The organism is Escherichia sp. WS33 (assembly GCF_046486385.1).
In the GTDB taxonomy this organism is placed as follows: Bacteria; Pseudomonadota; Gammaproteobacteria; order Enterobacterales; family Enterobacteriaceae; genus ECMA0423.
Map to the genome: position 1 here is coordinate 167,032 of NZ_JBJQLJ010000007.1, position 24,334 is coordinate 191,365.

The following is a 24,334-nucleotide window of genomic DNA, read 5'->3' on the forward strand; positions in this document are numbered from 1 at the left end:
GAAATTTAGTGTTGACAGACAAGGTACCGCTAAGTAATATTCGCCCCGTTCACACGATTCCTCTGTAGTTCAGTCGGTAGAACGGCGGACTGTTAATCCGTATGTCACTGGTTCGAGTCCAGTCAGAGGAGCCAAATTCTAAAAATTCGCTTTTTTAGCGCAATGTCACTGACCTTAGTTGAACATTGTTTTTTAACGGATAGCGGGTTTTTAACATCTTAAGCGCCCTCGACCTTTATGGTTGAGGGCGTTTTGCTATGAACGCCATCACCATTTTCCCCTCGATTATAAAACTTGAGTTATTCAGTAGTCTCCCCTCTTGCAACTCACACCCAAAACTGCCTAACGAAAAGTTATTAATTTTCAATCATATTGCTATCAGTATTTACATTTTTTCGCTGTGCTAGAAAGGGCGCATTTATGTTAGCTCGTTCAGGGAAGGTAAGCATGGCTACGAAGAAGAGAAGTGGAGAAGAAATAAATGACCGACAAATATTATGCGGGATGGGAATTAAACTACGCCGCTTAACTGCGGGTATCTGTCTGATAACTCAACTTGCGTTCCCTATGGCTGCGGCAGCACAAGGTGTGGTAAACGCCGCAACCCAACAACCAGTTCCTGCACAAATTGCCATTGCAAATGCCAATACGGTGCCCTACACCCTTGGAGCGTTGGAATCGGCCCAAAGCGTTGCCGAACGTTTCGGTATTTCGGTGGCTGAGTTACGCAAACTCAACCAGTTTCGTACGTTTGCTCGAGGTTTTGATAATGTCCGCCAGGGTGATGAACTGGATGTCCCGGCACAAGTTAGTGAAAAAAAATTAACCCCGCCGCCGGGTAATAGCAGTGACAACCTCGAGCAACAGATAGCCAGTACTTCACAGCAAATCGGGTCTCTGCTCGCCGAAGATATGAACAGCGAGCAAGCGGCAAATATGGCGCGTGGATGGGCCTCTTCTCAGGCTTCAGGCGCAATGACAGACTGGTTAAGCCGCTTCGGTACCGCAAGAATCACGCTGGGCGTGGATGAAGATTTTAGCCTGAAGAACTCCCAGTTCGATTTTCTCCATCCGTGGTATAAAACGCCTGATAATCTCTTTTTCAGTCAGCATACTCTCCATCGTACTGACGAGCGTACGCAGATTAACAACGGCTTAGGTTGGCGTCATTTCACTCCCACATGGATGTCGGGCATCAACTTCTTTTTCGACCACGATCTTAGCCGTTACCACTCCCGCGCCGGCATTGGCGCGGAGTACTGGCGCGACTATCTAAAATTAAGCAGTAACGGCTATTTGCGACTGACCAACTGGCGCAGCGCACCTGAACTGGACAACGATTATGAAGCACGCCCGGCCAATGGCTGGGATGTACGCGCAGAAAGCTGGCTACCCGCCTGGCCGCACCTTGGCGGTAAACTGGTCTATGAACAGTATTATGGCGATGAAGTGGCCCTGTTCGATAAAGACGATCGGCAAAGTAATCCTCATGCCATAACCGCTGGACTTAACTATACCCCCTTCCCGCTGATGACCTTCAGCGCGGAGCAACGCCAGGGTAAACAGGGCGAAAATGACACCCGTTTTGCCGTCGATTTTACCTGGCAACCTGGCAGCGCAATGCAGAAACAGCTTGACCCGAATGAAGTCGCTGCACGGCGTAGCCTTGCAGGCAGCCGTTATGATCTGGTGGATCGCAACAACAATATCGTTCTGGAATATCGCAAAAAAGAACTGGTTCGCCTGACCCTGACAGACCCCGTGACAGGGAAGTCAGGAGAAGTGAAATCACTGGTTTCGTCGCTACAAACCAAATATGCCCTGAAAGGCTATAACGTCGAAGCCACCGCACTGGAAGCTGCCGGTGGCAAAGTGGTCACAACGGGTAAAGATATTCTGGTTACCCTGCCGGCTTACCGGTTCACCAGTACGCCAGAAACCGATAACACCTGGCCGATTGAAGTCACCGCCGAAGATGTCAAAGGCAATTTGTCGAATCGTGAACAGAGCATGGTGGTCGTTCAGGCACCTACGCTAAGCCAGAAAGATTCCTCGGTATCGTTAAGTACCCAAACATTGAACGCGGATTCCCATTCAACCGCCACACTGACTTTTATTGCGCATGATGCAGCAGGTAATCCTGTTGTCGGGCTGGTGCTCTCGACGCGTCACGAAGGTGTTCAGGACATCACCCTTTCTGACTGGAAAGATAATGGTGACGGAAGCTATACCCAGATCCTGACCACAGGAGCGATGTCTGGCACGCTGACGCTGATGCCACAGCTGAATGGTGTGGATGCGGCTAAAGCCCCCGCCGTGGTGAATATCATTTCTGTTTCGTCATCCCGAACTCACTCGTCAATTAAGATTGATAAGGACCGTTATCTCTCCGGCAATCCTATCGAGGTGACGGTAGAACTGAGAGATGAAAATGACAAACCTGTTAAGGAACAAAAACAGCAACTGAATAACGCAGTCAGCATCGACAACGTGAAACCAGGAGTCACTACAGACTGGAAAGAAACCGCAGATGGCGTCTATAAGGCGACCTATACCGCCTATACCAAAGGCAGTGGACTTACTGCGAAGCTATTAATGCAAAACTGGAATGAAGATTTGCATACCGCTGGATTTATCATCGACGCCAACCCGCAGTCAGCGAAAATTGCGACATTATCTGCCAGCAATAATGGTGTGCTCGCCAATGAGAATGCAGCAAACACCGTCTCGGTCAATGTCGCTGATGAAGGAAGCAACCCAATCAATGATCATACCGTCACGTTTGCGGTATTAAGCGGATCGGCAACTTCCTTCAACAATCAAAACACCGCAAAAACGGATGTTAATGGTCTGGCGACTTTTGATCTGAAAAGTAGTAAGCAGGAAGACAACACGGTTGAAGTCACCCTTGAAAATGGCGTGAAACAAACGTTAATCGTCAGTTTTGTCGGCGACTCGAGTACCGCGCAGGTTGATCTGCAGAAGTCGAAAAATGAAGTGGTTGCTGACGGCAATGACAGCGTCACAATGACCGCGACCGTCCGGGATGCAAAAGGCAACCTGCTCAATGACGTCATGGTCACTTTCAATGTTAATTCAGCAGAGGCGAAACTGAGCCAAACCGAAGTGAATAGCCACGACGGGATCGCCACAGCTACGCTGACCAGTTTGAAAAATGGTGATTATAGGGTTACGGCCTCTGTGAGCTCTGGTTCCCAGGCTAATCAACAGGTGAATTTTATCGGTGATCAAAGTACTGCTGCCCTGACCCTCAGTGTGCCTTCAGGTGATATCACCGTCACCAACACAGCTCCGCAATATATGACTGCAACCTTGCAGGATAAAAATGGCAACCCACTAAAAGATAAAGAAATCACCTTCTCTGTGCCAAACGACGTCGCAAGTAAGTTCTCGATTAGCAACGGAGGAAAAGGCATGACGGATAGTAACGGGGTTGCAATCGCCTCCCTGACCGGCACGTTAGCGGGCACGCATATGATCATGGCTCGTCTGGCTAACAGCAATGTCAGCGATGCACAGCCAATGACGTTTGTGGCGGATAAAGACAGAGCGGTTGTCGTTTTGCAAACATCGAAAGCGGAAATCATTGGGAATGGCGTGGATGAGACAACTCTGACAGCAACAGTGAAAGATCCGTCGAATCATCCGGTGGCGGGGATAACGGTAAACTTCACCATGCCACAGGACGTTGCGGCAAACTTTACCCTTGAAAATAACGGTATTGCCATCACTCAGGCCAATGGGGAAGCGCATGTCACGCTGAAAGGTAAAAAAGCGGGCACGCATACGGTTACCGCAACGCTGGGTAATAACAATACCAGTGATTCGCAGCCGGTAACATTTGTGGCGGACAAAGCCTCGGCTCAGGTTGTCCTGCAGATATCAAAAGATGAGATCACAGGTAATGGCGTCGATAGCGCAACGCTAACTGCAACGGTTAAAGATCAGTTCGACAATGAGGTGAATAATCTTCCGGTAACATTCAGCTCAGCCTCTTCAGGACTCACCCTGCCCCCGGGAGTAAGTAATACCAACGAGTCTGGCATCGCGCAGGCCACTCTCGCAGGCGTTGCCTTTGGTGAGAAGACGGTTACTGCATCACTGGCTAATAATGGTGCCAGCGACAACAAAACTGTGCATTTTATTGGCGACACAGCGGCGGCAAAAATTATCGAGTTGACGCCTGTCCCAGACAGCATAATCGCCGGTACCCCGCAGAACAGCTCCGGCAGCGTCATCACCGCCACAGTCGTTGATAATAATGGCTTTCCGGTGAAAGGTGTGACTGTGAACTTCACCAGCAACGCAGCGACAGCCGAAATGACGAACGGCGGTCAAGCCGTGACGAACGAACAGGGTAAGGCTACCGTCACTTATACCAATACCCGCTCCTCGATAGAATCAGGAGCGAGACCGGATACCGTTGAGGCCAGTCTGGAAAATGGTAGCTCCACGCTTAGCACATCAATTAATGTCAACGCTGATGCGTCTACGGCACATCTCACCTTGCTACAGGCACTTTTTGATACAGTCTCCGCAGGCGAGACAACCAGTCTGTATATTGAGGTGAAGGATAATTACGGCAACGGTGTCCCCCAGCAGGAGGTAACCCTCAGCGTTTCACCAAGTGAAGGCGTGACCCCCAGTAATAACGCTATATATACTACCAACCACGACGGCAATTTTTACGCAAGCTTTACCGCTACAAAAGCAGGGGTTTATCAATTGACGGCAACCCTCGAAAATGGCGATTCGATGCAACAAACAGTGACCTATGTGCCGAACGTCGCGAATGCTGAAATCACGCTGGCAGCCTCGAAGGATCCGGTGATTGCCGACAATAACGATCTCACGACACTAACAGCAACAGTCGCTGATACAGAGGGCAATGCGATAGCCAACACTGAGGTAACATTTACTCTGCCGGAAGATGTGAAGGCGAACTTCACGCTGAGCGATGGCGGTAAAGTGATTACTGATGCTGAAGGCAAAGCGAAAGTCACGCTGAAAGGTACAAAAGCAGGCGCTCATACTGTTACAGCATCGATGACTGGCGGTAAGAGTGAGCAGTTGGTGGTGAACTTTATTGCGGATACGCTCACTGCGCAGGTTAATCTTAACGTTACCGAGGACAATTTTATCGCTAATAACGTCGGGATGACCAGGCTGCAGGCAACAGTGACTGATGGAAACGGCAACCCGTTAGCCAATGAGGCGGTGACATTCACGCTACCGGCAGATGTGAGCGCAAGCTTTACTCTCGGACAAGGCGGTTCCGCCATTACTGATATCAACGGCAAGGCTGAAGTTACACTGAGCGGTACAAAATCCGGCACCTACCCCGTGACAGTTAGCGTGAACAATTATGGTGTCAGTGATACGAAACAGGTGACTTTGATTGCCGATGCTGGTACCGCAAAACTAGCCTCCTTAACCTCTGTATACTCATTCGTCGTCAGCACGACCGAGGGCGCAACCATGACGGCAAGCGTCACTGACGCTAACGGCAACCCGGTAGAAGGCATAAAAGTTAATTTCCGCGGAACCTCCGTCACGCTAAGCAGCACCAGCGTTGAAACGGATGATCGGGGTTTCGCTGAAATTCTTGTGACAAGCACCGAGGTCGGACTGAAAACAGTTTCAGCCTCTCTGGCAGATAAACCTACTGAAGTCATCTCGCGATTACTGAATGCCAGTGCAGATGTTAATTCTGCGACGATTACCAGTCTGGAGATACCGGAAGGTCAGGTAATGGTCGCACAAGACGTAGCAGTTAAAGCTCACGTTAACGACCAGTTTGGCAACCCGGTTGCGCATCAACCCGTGACATTCAGTGCAGAGCCATCCTCGCAAATGATCATCAGCCAGAATACGGTCTCTACTAATACGCAGGGTGTAGCCGAGGTCACCATGACGCCCGAAAGAAACGGTTCGTATATGGTGAAAGCATCCCTGCCGAATGGAGCCTCACTTGAGAAACAACTGGAGGCTATTGATGAAAAACTGACACTCACGGCGTCCAGTCCGCTTATCGGTGTCTATGCCCCTACAGGCGCTACTCTGACGGCAACGCTAACCTCTGCAAATGGCACTCCAGTGGAGGGTCAGGTCATCAACTTTAGCGTAACGCCAGAAGGGACGACGTTAAGTGGCGGAAAAGTGAGAACTAACTCTTCAGGTCAGGCTCCAGTCGTTTTGACCAGCAATAAAGTCGGTACATATACGGTGACTGCATCTTTCCATAACGGCGTAACAATACAGACACAGACAACCGTGAAAGTCACTGGCAACTCAAGCACCGCCCATGTTGCTAGCTTTATCGCTGATCCATCGACTATCGCCGCCACCAACACTGATTTAAGTACCTTAAAGGCAACGGTTGAGGATGGCAGTGGTAACCTGATCGAAGGTCTCACTGTGTACTTCGCCTTAAAAAGCGGCTCTGCCACATTAACGTCATTAACAGCGGTGACCGATCAAAACGGAATCGCGACAACAAGCGTGAAAGGAGCGATGACAGGTAGCGTCACGGTAAGCGCAGTCACGACCGCTGGTGGAATGCAAACAGTAGATATAACGCTGGTGGCTGGCCCGGCAGACACCTCGCAGTCCGTCCTTAAGAGCAATCGGTCATCACTGAAAGGGGACTATACCGATAGTGCTGAATTACGTCTTGTTCTGCACGATATATCAGGCAATCCGATCAAAGTTTCTGAAGGGATGGAATTTGTGCAATCAGGTACTAACGTGCCCTATATAAAAATTAGCGCAATTGATTACAGTCTAAATATCAACGGTGATTACAAAGCCACTGTTACAGGAGGCGGAGAGGGTATCGCAACGCTGATCCCTGTATTGAATGGTGTTCATCAAGCTGGTCTGAGTACCACAATACAATTCACTCGCGCAGAAGACAAAATAATGAGCGGTACAGTATCAGTCAATGGTACTGACCTACCGACAACTACATTCCCTTCGCAGGGGTTCACCGGGGCGTATTATCAGTTGAATAATGACAACTTTGCCCCAGGAAAAACGGCGGCTGATTATGAGTTTTCAAGCTCTGCCTCCTGGGTCGATGTTGATGCTACCGGTAAAGTGACATTTAAAAATGTCGGCAGCAATTCGGAAAGGATTACGGCGACGCCAAAATCAGGAGGCCCTAGCTATGTATACGAAATCCGTGTGAAGAGTTGGTGGGTGAACGCCGGCGAGGCTTTCATGATATACAGCCTTGCTGAAAATTTTTGCAGCAGCAATGGCTACACGCTCCCCAGAGCAAACTATTTAAACCACTGTAGTTCCCGAGGCATCGGGTCACTGTACAGTGAATGGGGAGATATGGGGCATTACACGACTGACGCTGGTTTTCAATCAAATATGTATTGGTCATCTAGTCCCGCAAACTCAAGCGAACAATACGTAGTTTCCCTGGCAACAGGTGATCAAAGCGTATTTGAAAAGCTTGGGTTTGCTTATGCGACATGTTATAAAAACCTGTGATTTTCCGTTATAATTTCTTAAAGAGTGTTCCATTCGGGGCACTCTTTTTTACATTCCCTCTACAGAACTAGCCCTTCTCTCACAGAAAATGAATAAATAAAAATGCGGCACCGCCAGAATCGCGTTCGATGTGACTATGATCATTTTCGGTGAGTACTGCTTTGATCTAAAGGCTGGTTTTCTGTGATGATTGACCAGCCTCAGAGTATTGATGACACCACCGTTCATAACAGATCGGCATTACTATGCATAAGTACTGTCTCATATTCTCGCCAAAACACTTTTTAATGCCTTTGCGAATTCATCCAGACTTATATTGTCAATTTTTTGCCCAACGACGACTGACTCCGAGACATCGGCCATTGCGGGCCATCGCGTTTTGTAATCAGCATAAATTGCAACAACAGGGGTATTATAGGCACTTGCCATATGTAATATTGAGGTGTCAGGAGTTATTGCGATATAAGCATCTTTTATGATTGCTGCTGAACGTTTAATCGAGGGTGGTAAGGATAAACGGTAGACATTATTATAACAATCCACTAATGCCCTGGCTTTATCTTCACCTTTGGGTCCATGAACGATCACTATTGGTATATCTGTTTCACTTTAAATTTTTGCTATTAGATTTTCTGCAATCGATAATGAAAATGTACGTTCCTGCGAGCTACCTTCTAAATTGAACGCAATGTAAGATCCTAACGATCGCATTTCCTCGCGCACCTCATCGAGTACATCCTCACTTAGTGGCAATTCATATATTAGCCTGACTGCTGGAAAACCCGCCTCACGCATCATAAATGCCCATGTCATAGGTACGGGAGCCCGGAGTTTCTGATCCATACGGGACGCGTTCTTGCACAAAGGGGAGAAGCAATTCATGGTTATACCAACAACCTGAAAATTCGTTTTTGCTTTCAACTGACTGATAAATAACATCGTTTTCAGGTTCTTTTTACGCATCCCCTCAATGCAAAGATCCGGCGTACCGTATTGCTGTGTTATGTTCTTTGCTAAATCTTTTATTTCTTTTAATGTTGCGTGATCCTGCATAGTCATTGTGACTAATGTTAATTTAGTCTGTTCAAGTTTAAGCGCATTAAAGACTTCTAAATTAATTGTCGACGTTACAATTAAAAGATGCTTAATTTTATGCAATTCAAGCGCCCGAATAACAGGAAAGATGGCCATAGCATCGCCAATCTGATCGGGAATATGGATGACAACAAAGTCTGTTTTTTCAATATTGAAATTATAAGCTTTATAATCGTAGTAACTAAATGCAATACGTCTCAACAATGATGCTAAAAACATACCTAACCTCGCCTCCCTACTGGTTATAATGCAATGCAGTCTATCAGACTCATCAGGGTGCCATTTTGTGCATATGCGGACTTTTATGTTTCATATCTCTAACCTGTGGGTCCTCTGCTTAATCCTTAAACAACACCAGCAACTCCTGCGCTTTCATCTTCCATCGAATTTTTCATGTTGCCGCTAATCAGCCATAAAATCATTTGCAGATGCGCTCTGTCGAGGTAGTCTCATAAGGTTCGTTTATAGATCGACGGCAATGTGAGTTACCTTTTCCATACTAATTATAAAAAGACAGTACAAACAGGATCATTATGGACTCCACGCTCATCTCCACTCGTCCCGATGAAGGGACGCTTTCGTTAAGTCGCGCCCGACGAGCTGCGTTAGGCAGCTTCGCTGGTGCCGTCGTCGACTGGTATGATTTTTTACTCTATGGCATCACCGCCGCACTGGTGTTTAATCGCGAGTTTTTCCCGCAAGTAAGCCCGGCGATGGGAACGCTCGCCGCATTTGCTACCTTTGGCGTCGGATTTCTTTTCCGTCCGCTCGGCGGTGTCATTTTCGGTCACTTTGGCGACCGACTGGGACGTAAGCGCATGTTAATGCTGACCGTCTGGATGATGGGCATCGCGACAGCCTTGATTGGTATTCTTCCTTCATTCTCGACCATTGGGTGGTGGGCACCTATTTTGCTGGTGACACTGCGTGCCATTCAGGGATTTGCAGTCGGCGGCGAATGGGGAGGCGCGGCGTTGCTTTCCGTTGAAAGTGCACCGAAAAATAAAAAAGCCTTTTACAGTAGCGGTGTACAAGTTGGCTACGGTGTAGGTTTACTGCTTTCAACCGGACTGGTTTCATTGATCAGTATGATGACGACTGACGAACAGTTTTTAAGCTGGGGCTGGCGCATTCCTTTCCTGTTTAGCATCGTACTGGTACTGGGAGCATTGTGGGTGCGCAATGGCATGGAGGAGTCCGCGGAATTTGAACAACAGCAACATTATCAAGCTGCCGCGAAAAAACGCATCCCGGTTATCGAAGCGCTGTTACGACATCCCGGTGCTTTCCTGAAGATTATTGCGCTACGACTGTGCGAATTGCTGACGATGTACATCGTTACTGCCTTTGCACTTAATTATTCAACCCAGAATATGGGGCTACCGCGCGAACTTTTCCTTAATATTGGTTTGCTGGTAGGTGGATTAAGCTGCCTGACAATTCCCTGTTTTGCCTGGCTTGCCGATCGTTTTGGTCGCCGTAGGGTTTATATCACAGGTACGTTAATCGGAACGTTGAGCGCATTTCCTTTCTTTATGGCGCTTGAAGCACAATCTATTTTCTGGATAGTTTTCTTCTCCATAATGCTGGCAAACATTGCGCATGACATGGTGGTGTGTGTGCAACAACCGATGTTTACCGAAATGTTTGGTGCCAGTTATCGCTATAGTGGCGCTGGAGTCGGTTATCAGGTTGCCAGTGTGGTTGGCGGTGGATTTACACCTTTTATTGCCGCTGCACTCATCACTTACTTTGCCGGGAACTGGCATAGCGTCGCCATTTATTTGCTGGCTGGATGCCTGATTTCCGCAATGACCGCTTTGTTGATGAAAGACAGTCAACGCGCTTGATAGCCTGGCGAAGATCATCCGATCTTCGCCTTACACTTTTGTTTCACATTTCTGTGACATACTATCGGATGTGCGGTAATTGTATGGAACAGGAGACACACATGAATAATAAGGGCTCCGGTCTGACCCCAGCTCAGGCACTGGATAAACTCGACGCGCTGTATGAGCAATCTGTAGTCGCATTACGCAACGCCATTGGCAACTATATTACAAGTGGCGAATTACCTGATGAAAACGCCCGCAAACAAGGTCTTTTTGTCTATCCATCACTGACCGTAACCTGGGACGGTAGCACAACCAATCCCCCCAAAACGCGCGCATTTGGTCGCTTTACCCACGCAGGCAGCTACACCACCACGATTACTCGCCCTACTCTCTTTCGTTCGTATCTTAATGAACAACTTACGTTGCTGTATCAGGATTATGGTGCGCATATCTCAGTGCAACCCTCGCAGCATGAAATCCCTTATCCTTATGTCATCGATGGCTCTGAATTGACACTTGATCGCTCAATGAGCGCTGGGTTAACTCGCTACTTCCCGACAACAGAACTGGCGCAAATTGGCGATGAAACTGCAGACGGCATTTATCATCCAACTGAATTCTCCCCGCTATCGCATTTTGATGCGCGCCGCGTCGATTTTTCCCTCGCACGGTTGCGCCATTATACCGGTACGCCAGTTGAACATTTTCAGCCGTTCGTCTTGTTTACCAACTACACACGTTATGTGGATGAATTCGTTCGTTGGGGATGCAGCCAGATCCTCGATCCTGATAGTCCCTACATTGCCCTTTCTTGTGCTGGCGGGAACTGGATCACCGCCGAAACCGAAGCGCCAGAAGAAGCCATTTCCGACCTTGCATGGAAAAAACATCAGATGCCAGCATGGCATTTAATTACCGCCGATGGTCAGGGTATTACTCTGGTGAATATTGGCGTGGGACCGTCAAATGCTAAAACCATCTGCGATCATCTGGCAGTGCTACGCCCGGATGTCTGGTTGATGATTGGTCACTGTGGCGGATTACGTGAAAGTCAGGCCATTGGCGATTATGTACTTGCACACGCTTATTTACGCGATGACCACGTTCTTGATGCGGTTCTGCCGCCCGATATTCCTATTCCGAGCATTGCTGAAGTGCAACGTGCGCTTTATGACGCCACCAAGCTGGTGAGCGGCAGGCCCGGTGAGGAAGTCAAACAGCGGCTACGTACTGGTACTGTGGTAACCACAGATGACAGGAACTGGGAATTACGTTACTCAGCTTCTGCACTTCGTTTTAACTTAAGCCGGGCCGTAGCAATTGATATGGAAAGTGCAACCATTGCCGCGCAAGGATATCGTTTCCGCGTGCCATACGGGACACTACTGTGTGTTTCAGATAAACCGTTGCATGGCGAGATTAAACTTCCCGGCCAGGCTAACCGTTTTTATGAAGGCGCTATTTCCGAACATCTGCAAATTGGCATTCGGGCGATCGATTTGCTGCGCGCAGAAGGCGACCGACTGCATTCGCGTAAATTACGAACCTTTAATGAGCCGCCGTTCCGATAATAAGTTCTGAACCTTCTTATCAGAAATAGATGTGAAGGAGTAAGTAAGACACCTGGCAAATAGCCTGCAATAATCGTGGGCTGTTTGCTTCCTTGGGCGGATACGAGTTTTATTATCGTCTTAATGATTTCCACATATTAAAAGCAAGTATGCTTTCAAAACACAATTATAAAAAATCCCGCCAACAATATAAGTTTTTATAAAATTAAATATAAGATTATGGCTTTAGAATATTTTTATTTCTAATAGACGAGATTTTTCCTGTTATGATATAATATGCTGAATTAACACATGTTAACGATTTACCAGTAATGTAAATAAATTTTCGAGGAGATCATTCCAGTGGGACGTAAATGGGCCAATATTGTTGCTAAAAAAACGGCTAAAGACGGTGCAACGTCTAAAATTTATGCAAAATTCGGTGTAGAAATCTATGCTGCTGCTAAACAAGGTGAACCCGATCCAGAATTAAACACATCTTTAAAATTCGTTATTGAACGTGCAAAGCAGGCACAAGTTCCAAAGCACGTTATTGATAAAGCAATTGATAAAGCCAAAGGCGGCGGAGATGAAACGTTCGTGCAGGGACGTTATGAAGGCTTTGGTCCTAATGGCTCAATGATTATCGCCGAGACATTGACTTCAAATGTTAACCGTACGATTGCTAACGTTCGCACAATTTTCAATAAAAAAGGCGGCAATATCGGAGCGGCAGGTTCTGTCAGCTATATGTTTGACAATACGGGTGTGATTGTATTTAAAGGGACAGACCCTGACCATATTTTTGAAATTTTACTTGAAGCTGAAGTTGATGTTCGTGATGTGACTGAAGAAGAAGGTAACATTGTTATTTATACTGAACCTACTGACCTTCATAAAGGAATCGCGGCTCTAAAAGCAGCTGGAATCACTGAGTTCTCAACAACAGAATTAGAAATGATTGCTCAATCTGAAGTTGAGCTTTCCCCAGAAGATTTAGAAATCTTTGAAGGGCTTGTTGATGCCCTTGAAGATGACGACGATGTACAAAAAGTTTATCATAACGTCGCAAATCTCTAATTATCTTTTAAAGAAATCTGTCTTTACGGCAGATTTCTTTAATCTCATATAATTCTTATAAAAAATATAATATTCAACTCGTCATATTGATTATACCCCCCCGTTCCCAGAGAAATAATATTTATTAAAATTCCAGTTCTTCTTTTTCTGATTACAGAAGGCAAAGTGGCAATTACGCATAGTTTCCCGATAAAGACGCGATAGCGACATCCCGCATAAGGCATTTTTCTCTTTATCTTTGTACGGTACTTCATGGAACAGAGTTTTTGACCTTGCGAATCGTGATGTCTGTTGGGGAGGGACAATTTGCTCACTGAAGCGTGAGACTCGATTAAGCGCACGAAACACAGAAATCAAAAAACCCGGTCACTTTTTTACAAGGTAACCGGGTAAAAATAATTTTTATTTTTTAACTGTTTTGAGACTCATAGAGATGTCTCAAAACTAAAATTTGGCTCCTCTGACTGGACTCGAACCAGTGACATACGGATTAACAGTCCGCCGTTCTACCGACTGAACTACAGAGGAATCGTGAGAACGAGGCGAATATTAGCGATGCCCACCCACAATGTCAAAGCCTGTTTTTTAAATTTGAAATCGTTTGCTGAAATAATCTGCATTTTGTCGTTTATTCCGACACAACTGGCTTTTTTTCACACTTTTGCGGCTCGGGTCGAGGGTATTTCCATAGCCAACGTCCAGTAACCATTCGCCAGTAAAACAGCACGGCCCGCACAGCCCAGTCGGCAAACATTCCCATCCAGACACCAACCACACCCCAGCCAAGCATGATTCCCAGCACATAACCGACTACAACCCGACAACCCCACATGCTCAACATCGAAACCCACATGGCGTAACGGGCATCACGAGCACCTTTAAATCCAGCGGGTAGCACCCATGAGGCGGACCAAATAGGCATAAATAAAGCATTTAGCCAAATCAGAATCACAACGACATGTTTAACCTGTGGATCCTGGGTGTAAAACGATGCCATAACCCCGGCAAAGGGAGCCGTTAGCCAGGCGATGGCCGTTAATCCAAGAGTGGAAAGCCAGAACACATGCCGCAACTGAATCTCTGCTTGCGCTATCTGCCCTACCCCCAACCTTCGGCCTGTAATGATCGTAGAAGCAGAGCCGAGCGCACTTCCGGGTAAGTTGATAAGAGCCGCAATTGAAAACGCGATAAAATTTCCGGCAATAACACTGGTCCCCATCCCGGCAACGAACATTTGGGTTAATAACCGACCACTGGTAAATAACACTGATTCGACACTCGCGGGAATACCAATCCCCATGACTTCCCAGATAATGCTAAAATTCAGCGGTTTAAAATAGCTCTTTAACGAAATCCTTAGCGCAGGATTAAAACCAATCGCCAGCACCCACAAAATTGCAACTGCGCCAATATAACGAGAAATGGTTAAACCCAGCCCTGCCCCGACAAATCCCAGTCCCGGCCAGGAGAAAAGGCCGTAAATCAATATGCCGCTAATAATAATATTAAGAATATTCAGGCTACCGTTAATCAATAGCGGTATTTTCGTATTCCCTGCACCACGAAGTGCCCCGCTACCAATAAGAGTGATGGCAGCTGCTGGATAACTGAGTACCGTCAGCTCCAGATAAGTCAACGCCAGTGCTTTAACTTCTGTCGTGGCATCACCCGCGACGAAATCAATAATTTGTTCGCCAAAATGATGAATAAGCGTTGCCAACAGTACGGCAAACAACGTCATGATCACCAATGACTGCCGCGTCGCCACCCTCGCTCGTCGTCGATCCCGCTTACCGAGACTAAATGCCACAACGACAGTAGTACCAAGATCGATAGCAGCAAAAAAAGCCATAATGACCATATTGAAGCTGTCCGCCAATCCCACGCCGGCCATCGCATCTTTTCCCAGCCAGCTGACCAGAAAAGTGCTCAGAACCCCCATCAACAGGACACAGGCATTCTCCATGAAGATAGGAACAGCAAGCGGGGTTATCTCGCGCCAGAACAACACTTTGTAGCTCTTGCGTTTAGCGTGCCAGCGAGTGCCGTGAACAACCTGGCGTAAAGCAGAGGAGATATTCAAAGCCGACCTTAATTGCAGAAAGTGAAACCACATTTCAAATAATGAGGGAGAATCAGCAAAGCTGCAAAGATTTTCGCCAACAAATTGTCTGCAAATGCAACAAACTGTTGATAGAAACGGCAAACAGTTGGGGAATTTAAAAATCGGGTTTGACAAAAGATTTTTCGCCGTTAAGATGTGCCTCAACAACGATTCCTCTGTAGTTCAGTCGGTAGAACGGCGGACTGTTAATCCGTATGTCACTGGTTCGAGTCCAGTCAGAGGAGCCAAATTCCTGAAAAGCCCGCTTTTATAGCGGGATTTTTGCTATATCTGATAATCAATTTCCTCTTCACTGCTTTCCATCACCTGCCGCTTGATATCCTCAACTGACAGTCCTGCATTACAAAGTTCCAGAAAGCGCCAGACATAGTTACGCTGAAGTTGTCCTCGCTTCAGTCCCAACCAGACAGTATTAGCATCAAAAAGATGCCGCGTATCCAGGCGGATTAAATTCTCTTCCTCTTGTTCGCCACTGGATTGCTCGGCAACTAATCCGATCCCAAGCCCAAGAGCAACATAGGTTTTAATGACATCAGAATCCTGCGCACTTAATACAATATCTGCCAGCAAACCTTTGCGGGCAAATGCGTCATCAATACGTGAGCGCCCCGTAATCCCCTGTCGGTAAGTGATTAACGGCCACTTCGCTATTGATTCCAGCGTCAATGGTGAAATTTGCGTCAAGGGATGATCGTGTGGAACAAGCAAACTATGGTGCCAACGAAACCACGGGAAGGCGACGAGCTGCGGGTCATTACTCAAACGCTCGCTGGCGATACCAATATCAGCTTCGCCATTTTGCAACAATGTCGCAATTTCCTGTGGCGTCCCCTGGATTAGCTCGAGCCGAACCTCCGGGAAAAGTTCGCGAAAAGCTTTAATGACCTCTGGCAAGCTATAACGTGCCTGAGTATGCGTCGTTGCAATAGTGAGAACGCCAGACGTATCGTTGGTAAACAGGTCTGCAAGCCGACGAACATTACTGGCTTCATTCAGAATACGTTCTGCAATGACCAGTAATGCTTTGCCCGGTTCAGTCATGCCCAGCAGTCGCTTACCTCGTCGAACAAATATTTCGATGCCAAGTTCATCCTCCAGTTCCCGAATATGACGGCTGACGCCTGACTGTGAGGTAAAAAGCATATTCGCAACCTCTGTCAGGTTGTAATCCTGACGTGCAGCCTCGCGGATTATCTTTAGTTGTTGGAAATTCACGGTAAACTCCGGGCAGTTCAGATTTCCCGTTATTGTTAAAGTCTAATGCCCGGCATAACAAATAATAAAAACCCGCATCTTATTCCATCCCGATATAACACTTAGCTCACCAATTGCCACTGCCTTTTTTCCATCACTGGAGAACTAATCACTGACATTAACAACTCTTTCACTGCCTGTGCCTGTGGCGATAAGTTCGCTCTGGCGGGTAAATTTAATGACAAAGAGAGACTCATGGAAGGAGTGGTAATGCGTGACATCCACCCATTTACTGCGCCACATAACGAACGCGCGGCCGATTCGGGTAATACTGCAACGCCCATGCCGCTGGCAATCGCTGCGGTAAGCGTGGCAATAGACTCAATTTCACCAATAACTTTTGCCGTGAGTCGCCGTAGGGAAAAAGCCTCATCAACACGAAGTCTAATAGCACTGTAATCACTGGGGAGAAAGAGGTTCATTTGCGCAATAGCATTCACATCAACGCTTTGCCCCGGGCAATCTTGAGTTCCTACCAGAAAAAGATCTTCTTTCAGCAAAGCCTGACTGGATACACCAGCCACAGGGGAATGCTCATAAATCACCGCCATATCGAGTTGGTGATTTATCAATTTTTCGTTAAGCACTGCACCACTATTTTCATGAAGATAGATAACGATCTCCGGAAATTCAGCGCGAACCGCCTGTAATAAGGGCATGGTGATGGATGACGCAGCGGTTCCTGGTGCAAAGCCAATCGAGACTTGCCCCGATAATGCCTGACCAACGTTATGCACCGCCAGTTGGGCCTGTTCACACTGACGTAAAATGGCCCGCGCATGGGTATAGAGAATTTTTCCGGCGTCTGTTGGTGTAACGCCCCGCTTTGTACGGATCAAAAGTTGTTGATTTAACTCACCTTCCAGTGTGGCAACCTGCTGGCTGAGCGCTGGTTGTGCGATATGCAATACTTCAGCAGCCTGGGTCAGGCTACCAATATCTACAATTTTTACGAAGTATTTCAGGCGTCTGAAGTTCATGTTGCCTCCGGTTTTTAAGAATCGGCCCAAGTGCCGCCATTACTTACAACCAGATTGCAAGATGCTTGCCAGTTTTATTTTGGTGTTGATGTACAAGCTAACCAACTGTCAAATAAGAGATTATGATAGATTCGTCATTTGCTCCTTTAATCAGCTGTCGCGTTCCCCTGCCCTATAAAAGGAGGGTATGCACCACGATGGTTCATTACCCAATAAGATTGAAAGCTCACCACTTTGTTGAAATTGACAGCAAACAAACAAAAAAATGCATTTCACCCTTTGACATCACCATGCACTGCCATTAATATGCGCCCCGTTCACACGATTCCTCTGTAGTTCAGTCGGTAGAACGGCGGACTGTTAATCCGTATGTCACTGGTTCGAGTCCAGTCAGAGGAGCCAAATTCAAAAAGCCTGCTTTCTAGCAGGCTTTTTGCTTTCTAATTACCAACGCTCTTAAAACATCTGTCTTGAACCAGAACTAATTTGCACAGGCATTCCCGATCGACGTTGCAACGCAGCATTTGCGCGATTTACATCAACTTCTTGCCCGTTGATAAACGCCCGCAAAGATGGGGTTACCGGCAATGGCACTTTTCGGTCAGACTCATATTCTGCACGATTGCGCGACAACGGCTCATGAACTTCCAGCCAGTTCGAGCCATCTGGTTCAGTGGTGTATTTTACTGGCTGGTCGATAATTTGCACACGCGTCCCAACAGGAACATTATCAAACAGATATTTGATATCGTCATTGCGCAGACGAATACAGCCCTGACTTACCCGGAGCCCAATACCAAAATTGGCATTGGTACCATGGATGGCATACAACCTGCCAATATAAATCGCGTACAGCCCCATGGGATTATCGGGGCCCGCAGGAACAAATGCGGGCAAACTCTCCCCTCGTTTCGCATATTCGCGCCGAGTGTTCGGCGTTGGCGTCCAGGTTGGAGCTTCTTGTTTACGTTCAACGGTAGTCACCCAGTTACGCGGGGTTTCTCGCCCAGCCTGGCCGATACCAATAGGAAAGACTTCCACAGTATTACTGTCTGGTGGGTAGTAATAAAGACGCATCTCAGCGACGTTAACAACAATCCCTTTACGAACAGTGTCGGGCAAAATCAGTTGCTGCGGAATGGTGAGTTGCGAGCCAGACTTCGGCAAAAAAACATCAGCGCCCGGGTTCGCTTCCAGCATGTTACTTAACCCTTGCCCGTATTGTGCGGCAAAAGTCTCCAGCGGCTGGGTATTGTGATCAGGAACAGTTACAGTAAACGACTGCCCCACTAAACGGCTACCCTCTGGAGGTAATGGATAAGTTACCGCCAGGCTAGTATGGCTGGCAAAAAGCAGAGCAAATGAGCAAAGAATATTTACACGACGCATCATGTCCCTTTCCTATGTCGCGAAAGCTATCCGTTAAGTATAGCTTTTATCAGACTTTTCGTTTTTAACTGTTCAAATCAGAAGTCGTATTCCCCGGTAGAACAATATTACTGGCAGCAAGTTCGCCCATGTTGTTGTATATCGCACAGGCAGCTTCGATGATGGGCATCGCCAGAGCTGCGCCACTCCCCTCACCTAAACGCATCTCCATATTGAGATAAGGCTCCAGCCCCAAATGCGAGAGCGCTATACGCGCGCCTTTTTCTGCCGACAGGTGAGAAGGAATGAGATACGGTTTGATCGCAGGAGACATCTGGCAGGCTGCGAGCGCAGCAGCATAAGAAAGAAATCCATCCAGCAACACGGGTAAACCGCAGGAAGCAGCACCTAACATCACTCCAGCTATTCCGACCAAATCAAATCCACCCACTTTTGCCAGGACATCAACACCATCCTGAGGATTTGGTTGATTCAACGTAATCGCCCGACGCACAACATCAATTTTATTAGCCAGTTTATCTGTCGGCAGGTTTGCGCCAATCCCAACCACTTCTTCAGGATCCCGGCCAGTGATTGTGCTGACTATTGCTGCTGCCGGTGTCGTGTTTGCCATCCCCAGTTCACCTACACCAAACAGCGTGACACCGTTTTTTGCCAGCTCCTGCGTATAACATATGACGTCCAAAAGCAACTTTTCAGCCTGACGGCGACTCATTGCCGGAGCTGAAGCAATATTGCCGCTACCTCGTGCGACACGCATGTTGATAAGCCCGGGGATAGGCTCAGCAGTATCAATACCAACATCAATTACGTGGACGTTAGCGCCCGCTTGTTCTGCCAGCACACACACGCCGGTTGTTCCACGGGTCATATTTTCAGCCTGTATGGCTGTCACTTCTTTTGGAGAAATAGCGACCCCTTCCTCCCAGACGCCGTGATCGGCACACATAACCAGTACCGCTTTTTTGCCCACATGCGGTATGCCATTCAACCCCGGCATTCCTGCCAGTTGTATGGCAAGCACCTCCAGCTTTCCCAGGCTACCAACAGGTTTGAGTAACCCGTCAATATGCCGTTGTGCACGCGACATAGCGGTAGAATCGATGGCTGGGATCGTATTCAGTAAATCGGCAAGTATTTGCATCTCACGTCTCTTTATAGCAGTGCCAGCAGGAAGACCAGTTCACCAAGCTCTATGGCTGCTCCCAGCGTATCGCCCGTTTGCCCGCCCAGCGTACGTTTGAGAAGCTGACCGAGGATGAAAATCGCCACCATCGTCACCACCATAGCAGCCACACCATGCATACCCGGCAATAATACGGCAGCAAAAATAGCGGCTAAGCCGAGTGTGACGCAGGTTTGTCGCCCATCAATTTTGCCAATGAACACATTGCCAAGCCCTTCTTCCCGCGCATAACGATGACGATACATCAATAATGCGGCAGTCCCGCGGCTGACCGCACATGCTGCCGCCAGCGATGCAAGGATCGATTCGCCACGCAGAGCCAACTCGCTTAACACCAGAATCTTTGCCAGTACCACAAAAATCAATGCCAGACCGCCGTGGGTGCCTAAACGGCTATCACGCATGATTTCCAACATGCGATCGCGGCTACGTGCAGAAAATACGCCATCACAGGTATCAGCGAGGCCGTCCAGATGGAATCCCCCGGTCATCAGCACCAGCACAAGTACGCTAAACAGTGCCGCCAGTGGTGCGCCACACCATGCCTGCAGCACCATGAAGACCAGCCCGCTAATCGCGCCAAGCAATAATCCAATCAAAGGAAAAGTAATAATACCGCGAGAATAATGCTCGAAATCCAGTCCCTGGGACCAGCGACGCGGTACAGGCAGACGCGTAATAAATGAGAGCATCGCCCAAAATAATTTACTCATTTGATTTTTACTCCAATACCCGAAACCACCAGCCATACTTCATTTGCCGCAGCGGCCAACTGCTGATTTACCCGCCCGGCAATATCACGAAAATGTCGTGCCAGACGACTCTCCGGCACAATCCCCATTCCCACTTCGTTAGTCACTAATACAACCTTTGCGGGGCAACGTTGGCAGGCAGCAATCAACGACTGAATCTCAGCATTAATCGCCTGTTCCATCGCCTGATAATCCCATTCATCAGGGTCTTTATCGCCGCCATAATCAAACAACAGATTAGTCACCATTGTGGTAACGCATTCAAGCAACACAACCTCATTCGGGTTAATGTCTGCATGAATTAATTCATCAAGATGTTGCCAGCGCTCCACTGTGCGCCAGTGCTCCGGGCGGCCTTGCCGATGATGTTCTATCCGTGCAGCCATCTCATCATCAAGGATTTGCGAGGTAGCGATATACAGAACCTGTGAAGAGTCCCCAATAAGCGCCTCTGCGTGGCGACTCTTCCCGCTCCGTGCGCCCCCCGTCACCAAAATCATCATACCGACTCCTGATTCAAATGTATGATGGTATTCATTGAACAGAACAATGGATCCCCCACCGTTGCTGACCGCAAAACATTTACGCGATTAATACTGCGCGTAATATAATTAAAAATCCAGCATTCTCAATCCATTACGAAATAAGATGGCATTACGGAATAGCCAGACTTTCTCGTGTTAACGTCCGACAAAATGCGTCATTGACAGCGGTTTCTGTGGATTGACACATTTCATTCAGATAATGAATTAATGCTACTGCCGGAACAACCAGCAAACGGGCATTGTGTTCTGAAATCCAGGCTATTGATTCAACGTCAGCGACAGATCTGCGCTGTAAAAGAACTTGTAAAACAACGTAATAGAATTATCCGGAATGGTGGCGACTATGCACTAGAACACCACAATTTCGCTCTCTCGGTAAGGCACTGTCACAGCATTCAACAGAATGTGACTTGCCAGATTTATTAGCGCCACCAGATGTTTAACCGGGTAACCACGACCCAGTCGGGGATATATTCCATCTTCTCGCTGACATCATCAAGAATAAAAAGGTTTATCACACTCAGAGCAACGTTCTTCAGCAGGCGGGATAATTCTTCAACATTTAGAAGATGTGTTATTAAAGGCATACAAACTGGACGTATTGTATTTTCTTTTGGTGGTTGACCTAAGGTAGCAGTTTATCCTGATGCGCTGAGATTTCTGTAATATCTACGTCAACATTCTCCTCGAATAGAAAATGCAGCCCCGGCAAGTGATTCACATTTTTTAACAAAACGTTGTTAGCGTGCCATTTTCAGAAGCTCTCCAAGAAAGCGAATTCTTTTCTCAAATTCTGCATTCTCAGACACAGCTTTCTACTCCATGGTAATGGCCCAAATACGAAGTTGCTCAGGATCATTAGTGGTGCTGAGAAGTTAAATAACCATGCGGAGTACCACTCGTCATCACGTATTTATATATCATGAAGCTATTGTTGTGTTTTGTACATCAGTAGATATATTCTGATATACTCCTTTTGCTAGACATAACCTTTCACCTGCTTGCAAAGCTTCTGTGTTCTGACATTGCCAAATTGTTGCAATTCTGTATCCAGCCTTCTTTCAGTCATAGCTTCGGGCCGCGATAAGACTCACTGATCTGACCCTGATTCCTCTTGCAGACTTTATAGACCAATTAAAATGCAGTTTCTGCAGGTCAACGTCTGACCATCATTGTCATCACTCTGGCCATTAGAGTAACCTTCTGCATTCATCCTTTTGTAAAAAGTTTATATTAGTATCAGCAATTAACCGGACCTGATACTGATATGAGTCTTACCGCATATACGGTCAATTTCAGCAATTAATTACATTATCCACGCCAAAGTATTTGTCATCACAATGATGGTACCTTCTTTCAGACACCATTTTTTCAACTCCGTTTTCCACGGACCGCACTCTTATGTCAAGAGTGCGGTCCGTGGATACAACCAGAGACCGACTGACACGAGTCAGAGGAAACGACGGATATGTTCAGTCGTAAAATATCTATCAAAAAACATGATTAAGGTCAAAAATGTTTGATATTTACAATTTATGGAGATGACAATAATTATAGATATATGAGAACATAAATGAAAATAATTATCATTACAGCAATCATTTGTACTTTGTATTAATGAGGGATGAAATGTTATATAATATACCTTGTCGAATTTATATCCTTTCCACTCTGTCATTATGCATTTCTGGGATAGTTTCTACTGCAACCGCAACTTCTTCAGAAACAAAAATCAGCAACGAAGAGACGCTCGTCGTGACCACGAATCGTTCGGCAAGCAACCTTTGGGAAAGCCCGGCGACTATACAGGTTATTGACCAACAAACATTGCAGAACTCCACCAATGCCTCCATAGCCGATAATTTGCAGGACATCCCCGGAGTAGAGATAACAGACAACTCCTTGGCAGGCCGTAAACAAATCCGCATTCGTGGCGAAGCATCCTCCCGTGTTTTAATTCTCATTGATGGTCAGGAGGTAACTTATCAGCGCGCCGGAGATAATTATGGTGTGGGACTGTTGATAGATGAGTCTGCGCTGGAGCGTGTTGAGGTAGTGAAAGGTCCATATTCCGTACTGTACGGTTCACAGGCAATTGGCGGTATTGTTAACTTCATCACCAAAAAGGGTGAATCTCCGGACTCCCTATATCACTTAAATTGATACAACTTTTTAGAGTAGTCATTAGTGAACAGATAATTGATAACTCAGAACCAGTAAAATGCAAAAGACGCACCACGCTGGGAAAATCGCTGCTATTCAGCAGAGTTTTGTATCGAGAATGGTGGCCAGCCACTTATTGCTCTCGCGTAAGCGGGTATCCCCATCGTTTACCAGTCCAGATATAGGTCACGTCACCATACTTGATTTAGCTGTGTCACAGCTAAGCGCCCTTCAAGTTCTTAGGATAGCTACAAGTTCATGACTGCCATGCCTGTACCGGAGGGTCAACGGCTGACAGCTGACCAGCCCCTGTTCTTTCATGAGACTGCCAGCAAGCTTGCGTCCCATCTGGTAGTCTCTCCGGGTTGCAATTGTGGCGATGTTCCTTGCTCCGCCATTAAGCTCAATTACCTGACTACGTAATACAGCCCGTCTACCGTCTTTTTTTCAGGACGGTTTTTCCAATCTCTGTAGCTGCTTCTGGATTTGCCCCTATATTTCCAGACACCTGTTATCACTTAACCCATTACTGGCCTGCTGCCGCAGATATTCCCGTGGCGAGCGATAACCCAGTGCACTATGCGGATGCCATTCGTTATAATGCTCGAACGCCTCTGCAAGGTTCTTTGCTGCCGTTAACCCGTCTGGTTTAGGCATGATACTGATGTAGTCACGCTTTATCGTTTTCACGAAGCTCTCTGCTATGCCGTTACTCTCCGGACTCCGCACCGCCGTGTTCTTCGGTTCAAGCCCCAACATCCGGGCAAACTGCCGTGTTTCATTAGCCCGGTAGCATGAACCATTATCCGTCAGCCACTCTACTGGAGACGCCGGAAGCTCGTTGCCGAAGCGGCGT

General features: G+C 47.2%; 12 protein-coding genes, 4 tRNA genes and 5 pseudogenes. 8 read left to right on the forward strand and 13 right to left on the reverse strand.

The features are described from left to right. The first annotated feature begins 58 nt into the window (after positions 1-58). Positions 59-134, forward strand: a tRNA-Asn gene (locus ACJHXA_RS08625). Between the two features lie 313 nt (positions 135-447). After that, positions 448-7,524, forward strand: a complete 7,077-nt coding sequence (gene yeeJ, locus ACJHXA_RS08630; RefSeq protein ID WP_186230171.1) for an inverse autotransporter adhesin YeeJ — start codon at positions 448-450, stop codon at positions 7,522-7,524. Between the two features lie 261 nt (positions 7,525-7,785). On the opposite strand, the pseudogene ACJHXA_RS08635 reads toward yeeJ, so the two are convergent. Beyond that, positions 7,786-8,838, reverse strand: a pseudogene (locus tag ACJHXA_RS08635) (glycosyltransferase family 9 protein). A gap of 314 nt (positions 8,839-9,152) precedes the next feature. Here ACJHXA_RS08635 and shiA point away from each other — a divergent pair. From shiA to ACJHXA_RS08650, 3 genes are all read left to right on the forward strand, one after another. After that, entirely contained in the window at positions 9,153-10,469 is a 1,317-nt protein-coding gene (gene shiA, locus ACJHXA_RS08640; RefSeq protein ID WP_000378575.1) for a shikimate transporter, read from the forward strand. A 101-nt stretch (positions 10,470-10,570) separates the two neighbouring features. Then, on the forward strand, positions 10,571-12,025 hold the full coding sequence (amn, locus tag ACJHXA_RS08645; protein ID WP_001060244.1) for an AMP nucleosidase: 1,455 nt from the start codon (positions 10,571-10,573) through the stop codon (positions 12,023-12,025). Positions 12,026-12,367: 342 nt separating this feature from the next. Then, the gene (locus ACJHXA_RS08650) at positions 12,368-13,084 is read left to right on the forward strand and encodes a YebC/PmpR family DNA-binding transcriptional regulator (RefSeq protein ID WP_000532923.1); all 717 of its coding nucleotides are present in this window, start codon (positions 12,368-12,370) and stop codon (positions 13,082-13,084) included. Positions 13,085-13,536: 452 nt separating this feature from the next. Here the strand turns inward: ACJHXA_RS08650 and ACJHXA_RS08655 are convergent. After that, a tRNA-Asn gene (locus ACJHXA_RS08655) sits at positions 13,537-13,612 on the reverse strand. Between the two features lie 100 nt (positions 13,613-13,712). Further along, complete coding sequence (yeeO, locus tag ACJHXA_RS08660) at positions 13,713-15,200, reverse strand: toxic metabolite efflux MATE transporter YeeO (RefSeq protein WP_001323172.1); 1,488 nt, start codon at positions 15,198-15,200, stop codon at positions 13,713-13,715. A 160-nt stretch (positions 15,201-15,360) separates the two neighbouring features. On the opposite strand from yeeO, the gene ACJHXA_RS08665 reads away from it, so the two are divergent. Further along, positions 15,361-15,436 (forward strand) — tRNA-Asn (locus ACJHXA_RS08665). 37 nt (positions 15,437-15,473) lie between these two features. Here ACJHXA_RS08665 and cbl read toward each other — a convergent pair. Together cbl and nac are read right to left on the reverse strand one after the other, a co-directional pair. Further along, the gene (gene cbl / locus ACJHXA_RS08670; RefSeq protein WP_001011008.1) at positions 15,474-16,424 is read right to left on the reverse strand and encodes an HTH-type transcriptional regulator Cbl; all 951 of its coding nucleotides are present in this window, start codon (positions 16,422-16,424) and stop codon (positions 15,474-15,476) included. Positions 16,425-16,525: 101 nt separating this feature from the next. Then, the gene (gene nac, locus ACJHXA_RS08675) at positions 16,526-17,443 is read right to left on the reverse strand and encodes a nitrogen assimilation transcriptional regulator NAC (RefSeq protein WP_001011462.1); all 918 of its coding nucleotides are present in this window, start codon (positions 17,441-17,443) and stop codon (positions 16,526-16,528) included. Positions 17,444-17,769: 326 nt separating this feature from the next. Between nac and ACJHXA_RS08680 the strand changes: the two genes are divergently transcribed. After that, positions 17,770-17,845 (forward strand) — tRNA-Asn (locus ACJHXA_RS08680). A gap of 54 nt (positions 17,846-17,899) precedes the next feature. Here ACJHXA_RS08680 and ldtA read toward each other — a convergent pair. The 6 genes and pseudogenes from ldtA to ACJHXA_RS08710 form a co-directional block, all read right to left on the reverse strand. Then, positions 17,900-18,835, reverse strand: coding sequence for a L,D-transpeptidase (gene ldtA, locus ACJHXA_RS08685; RefSeq protein ID WP_000986321.1), 936 nt, complete (start codon positions 18,833-18,835; stop codon positions 17,900-17,902). 61 nt (positions 18,836-18,896) lie between these two features. After that, the gene (cobT, locus tag ACJHXA_RS08690; protein WP_001166160.1) at positions 18,897-19,976 is read right to left on the reverse strand and encodes a nicotinate-nucleotide--dimethylbenzimidazole phosphoribosyltransferase; all 1,080 of its coding nucleotides are present in this window, start codon (positions 19,974-19,976) and stop codon (positions 18,897-18,899) included. Between the two features lie 11 nt (positions 19,977-19,987). Beyond that, on the reverse strand, positions 19,988-20,731 hold the full coding sequence (gene cobS, locus ACJHXA_RS08695) for an adenosylcobinamide-GDP ribazoletransferase (RefSeq protein ID WP_001326708.1): 744 nt from the start codon (positions 20,729-20,731) through the stop codon (positions 19,988-19,990). Beyond that, on the reverse strand, positions 20,728-21,273 hold the full coding sequence (cobU, locus tag ACJHXA_RS08700) for a bifunctional adenosylcobinamide kinase/adenosylcobinamide-phosphate guanylyltransferase (protein ID WP_000973176.1): 546 nt from the start codon (positions 21,271-21,273) through the stop codon (positions 20,728-20,730). Before cobU ends, cobS begins: the two co-directional genes overlap by 4 nt. 151 nt (positions 21,274-21,424) lie before the next feature. Next, a pseudogene (locus tag ACJHXA_RS08705) lies at positions 21,425-21,568 on the reverse strand (cobalamin biosynthesis protein); the annotation flags it as partial. An 8-nt stretch (positions 21,569-21,576) separates the two neighbouring features. Beyond that, positions 21,577-21,765: pseudogene (locus tag ACJHXA_RS08710) on the reverse strand (IS4 family transposase); the annotation flags it as partial. 1,179 nt (positions 21,766-22,944) lie between these two features. Here ACJHXA_RS08710 and ACJHXA_RS08715 point away from each other — a divergent pair. Beyond that, positions 22,945-23,445, forward strand: a pseudogene (locus ACJHXA_RS08715) (TonB-dependent receptor plug domain-containing protein); the annotation flags it as partial. A 187-nt stretch (positions 23,446-23,632) separates the two neighbouring features. Here the strand turns inward: ACJHXA_RS08715 and ACJHXA_RS08720 are convergent. Together ACJHXA_RS08720 and ACJHXA_RS08725 are read right to left on the reverse strand one after the other, a co-directional pair. Beyond that, positions 23,633-23,969, reverse strand: a pseudogene (locus tag ACJHXA_RS08720) (IS3 family transposase); the annotation flags it as partial. 1 nt (position 23,970) lies between these two features. Continuing rightward, a partial coding sequence (locus tag ACJHXA_RS08725) for an integrase core domain-containing protein (protein ID WP_001737846.1) occupies positions 23,971-24,334 on the reverse strand: 364 nt, incomplete at its 5' end.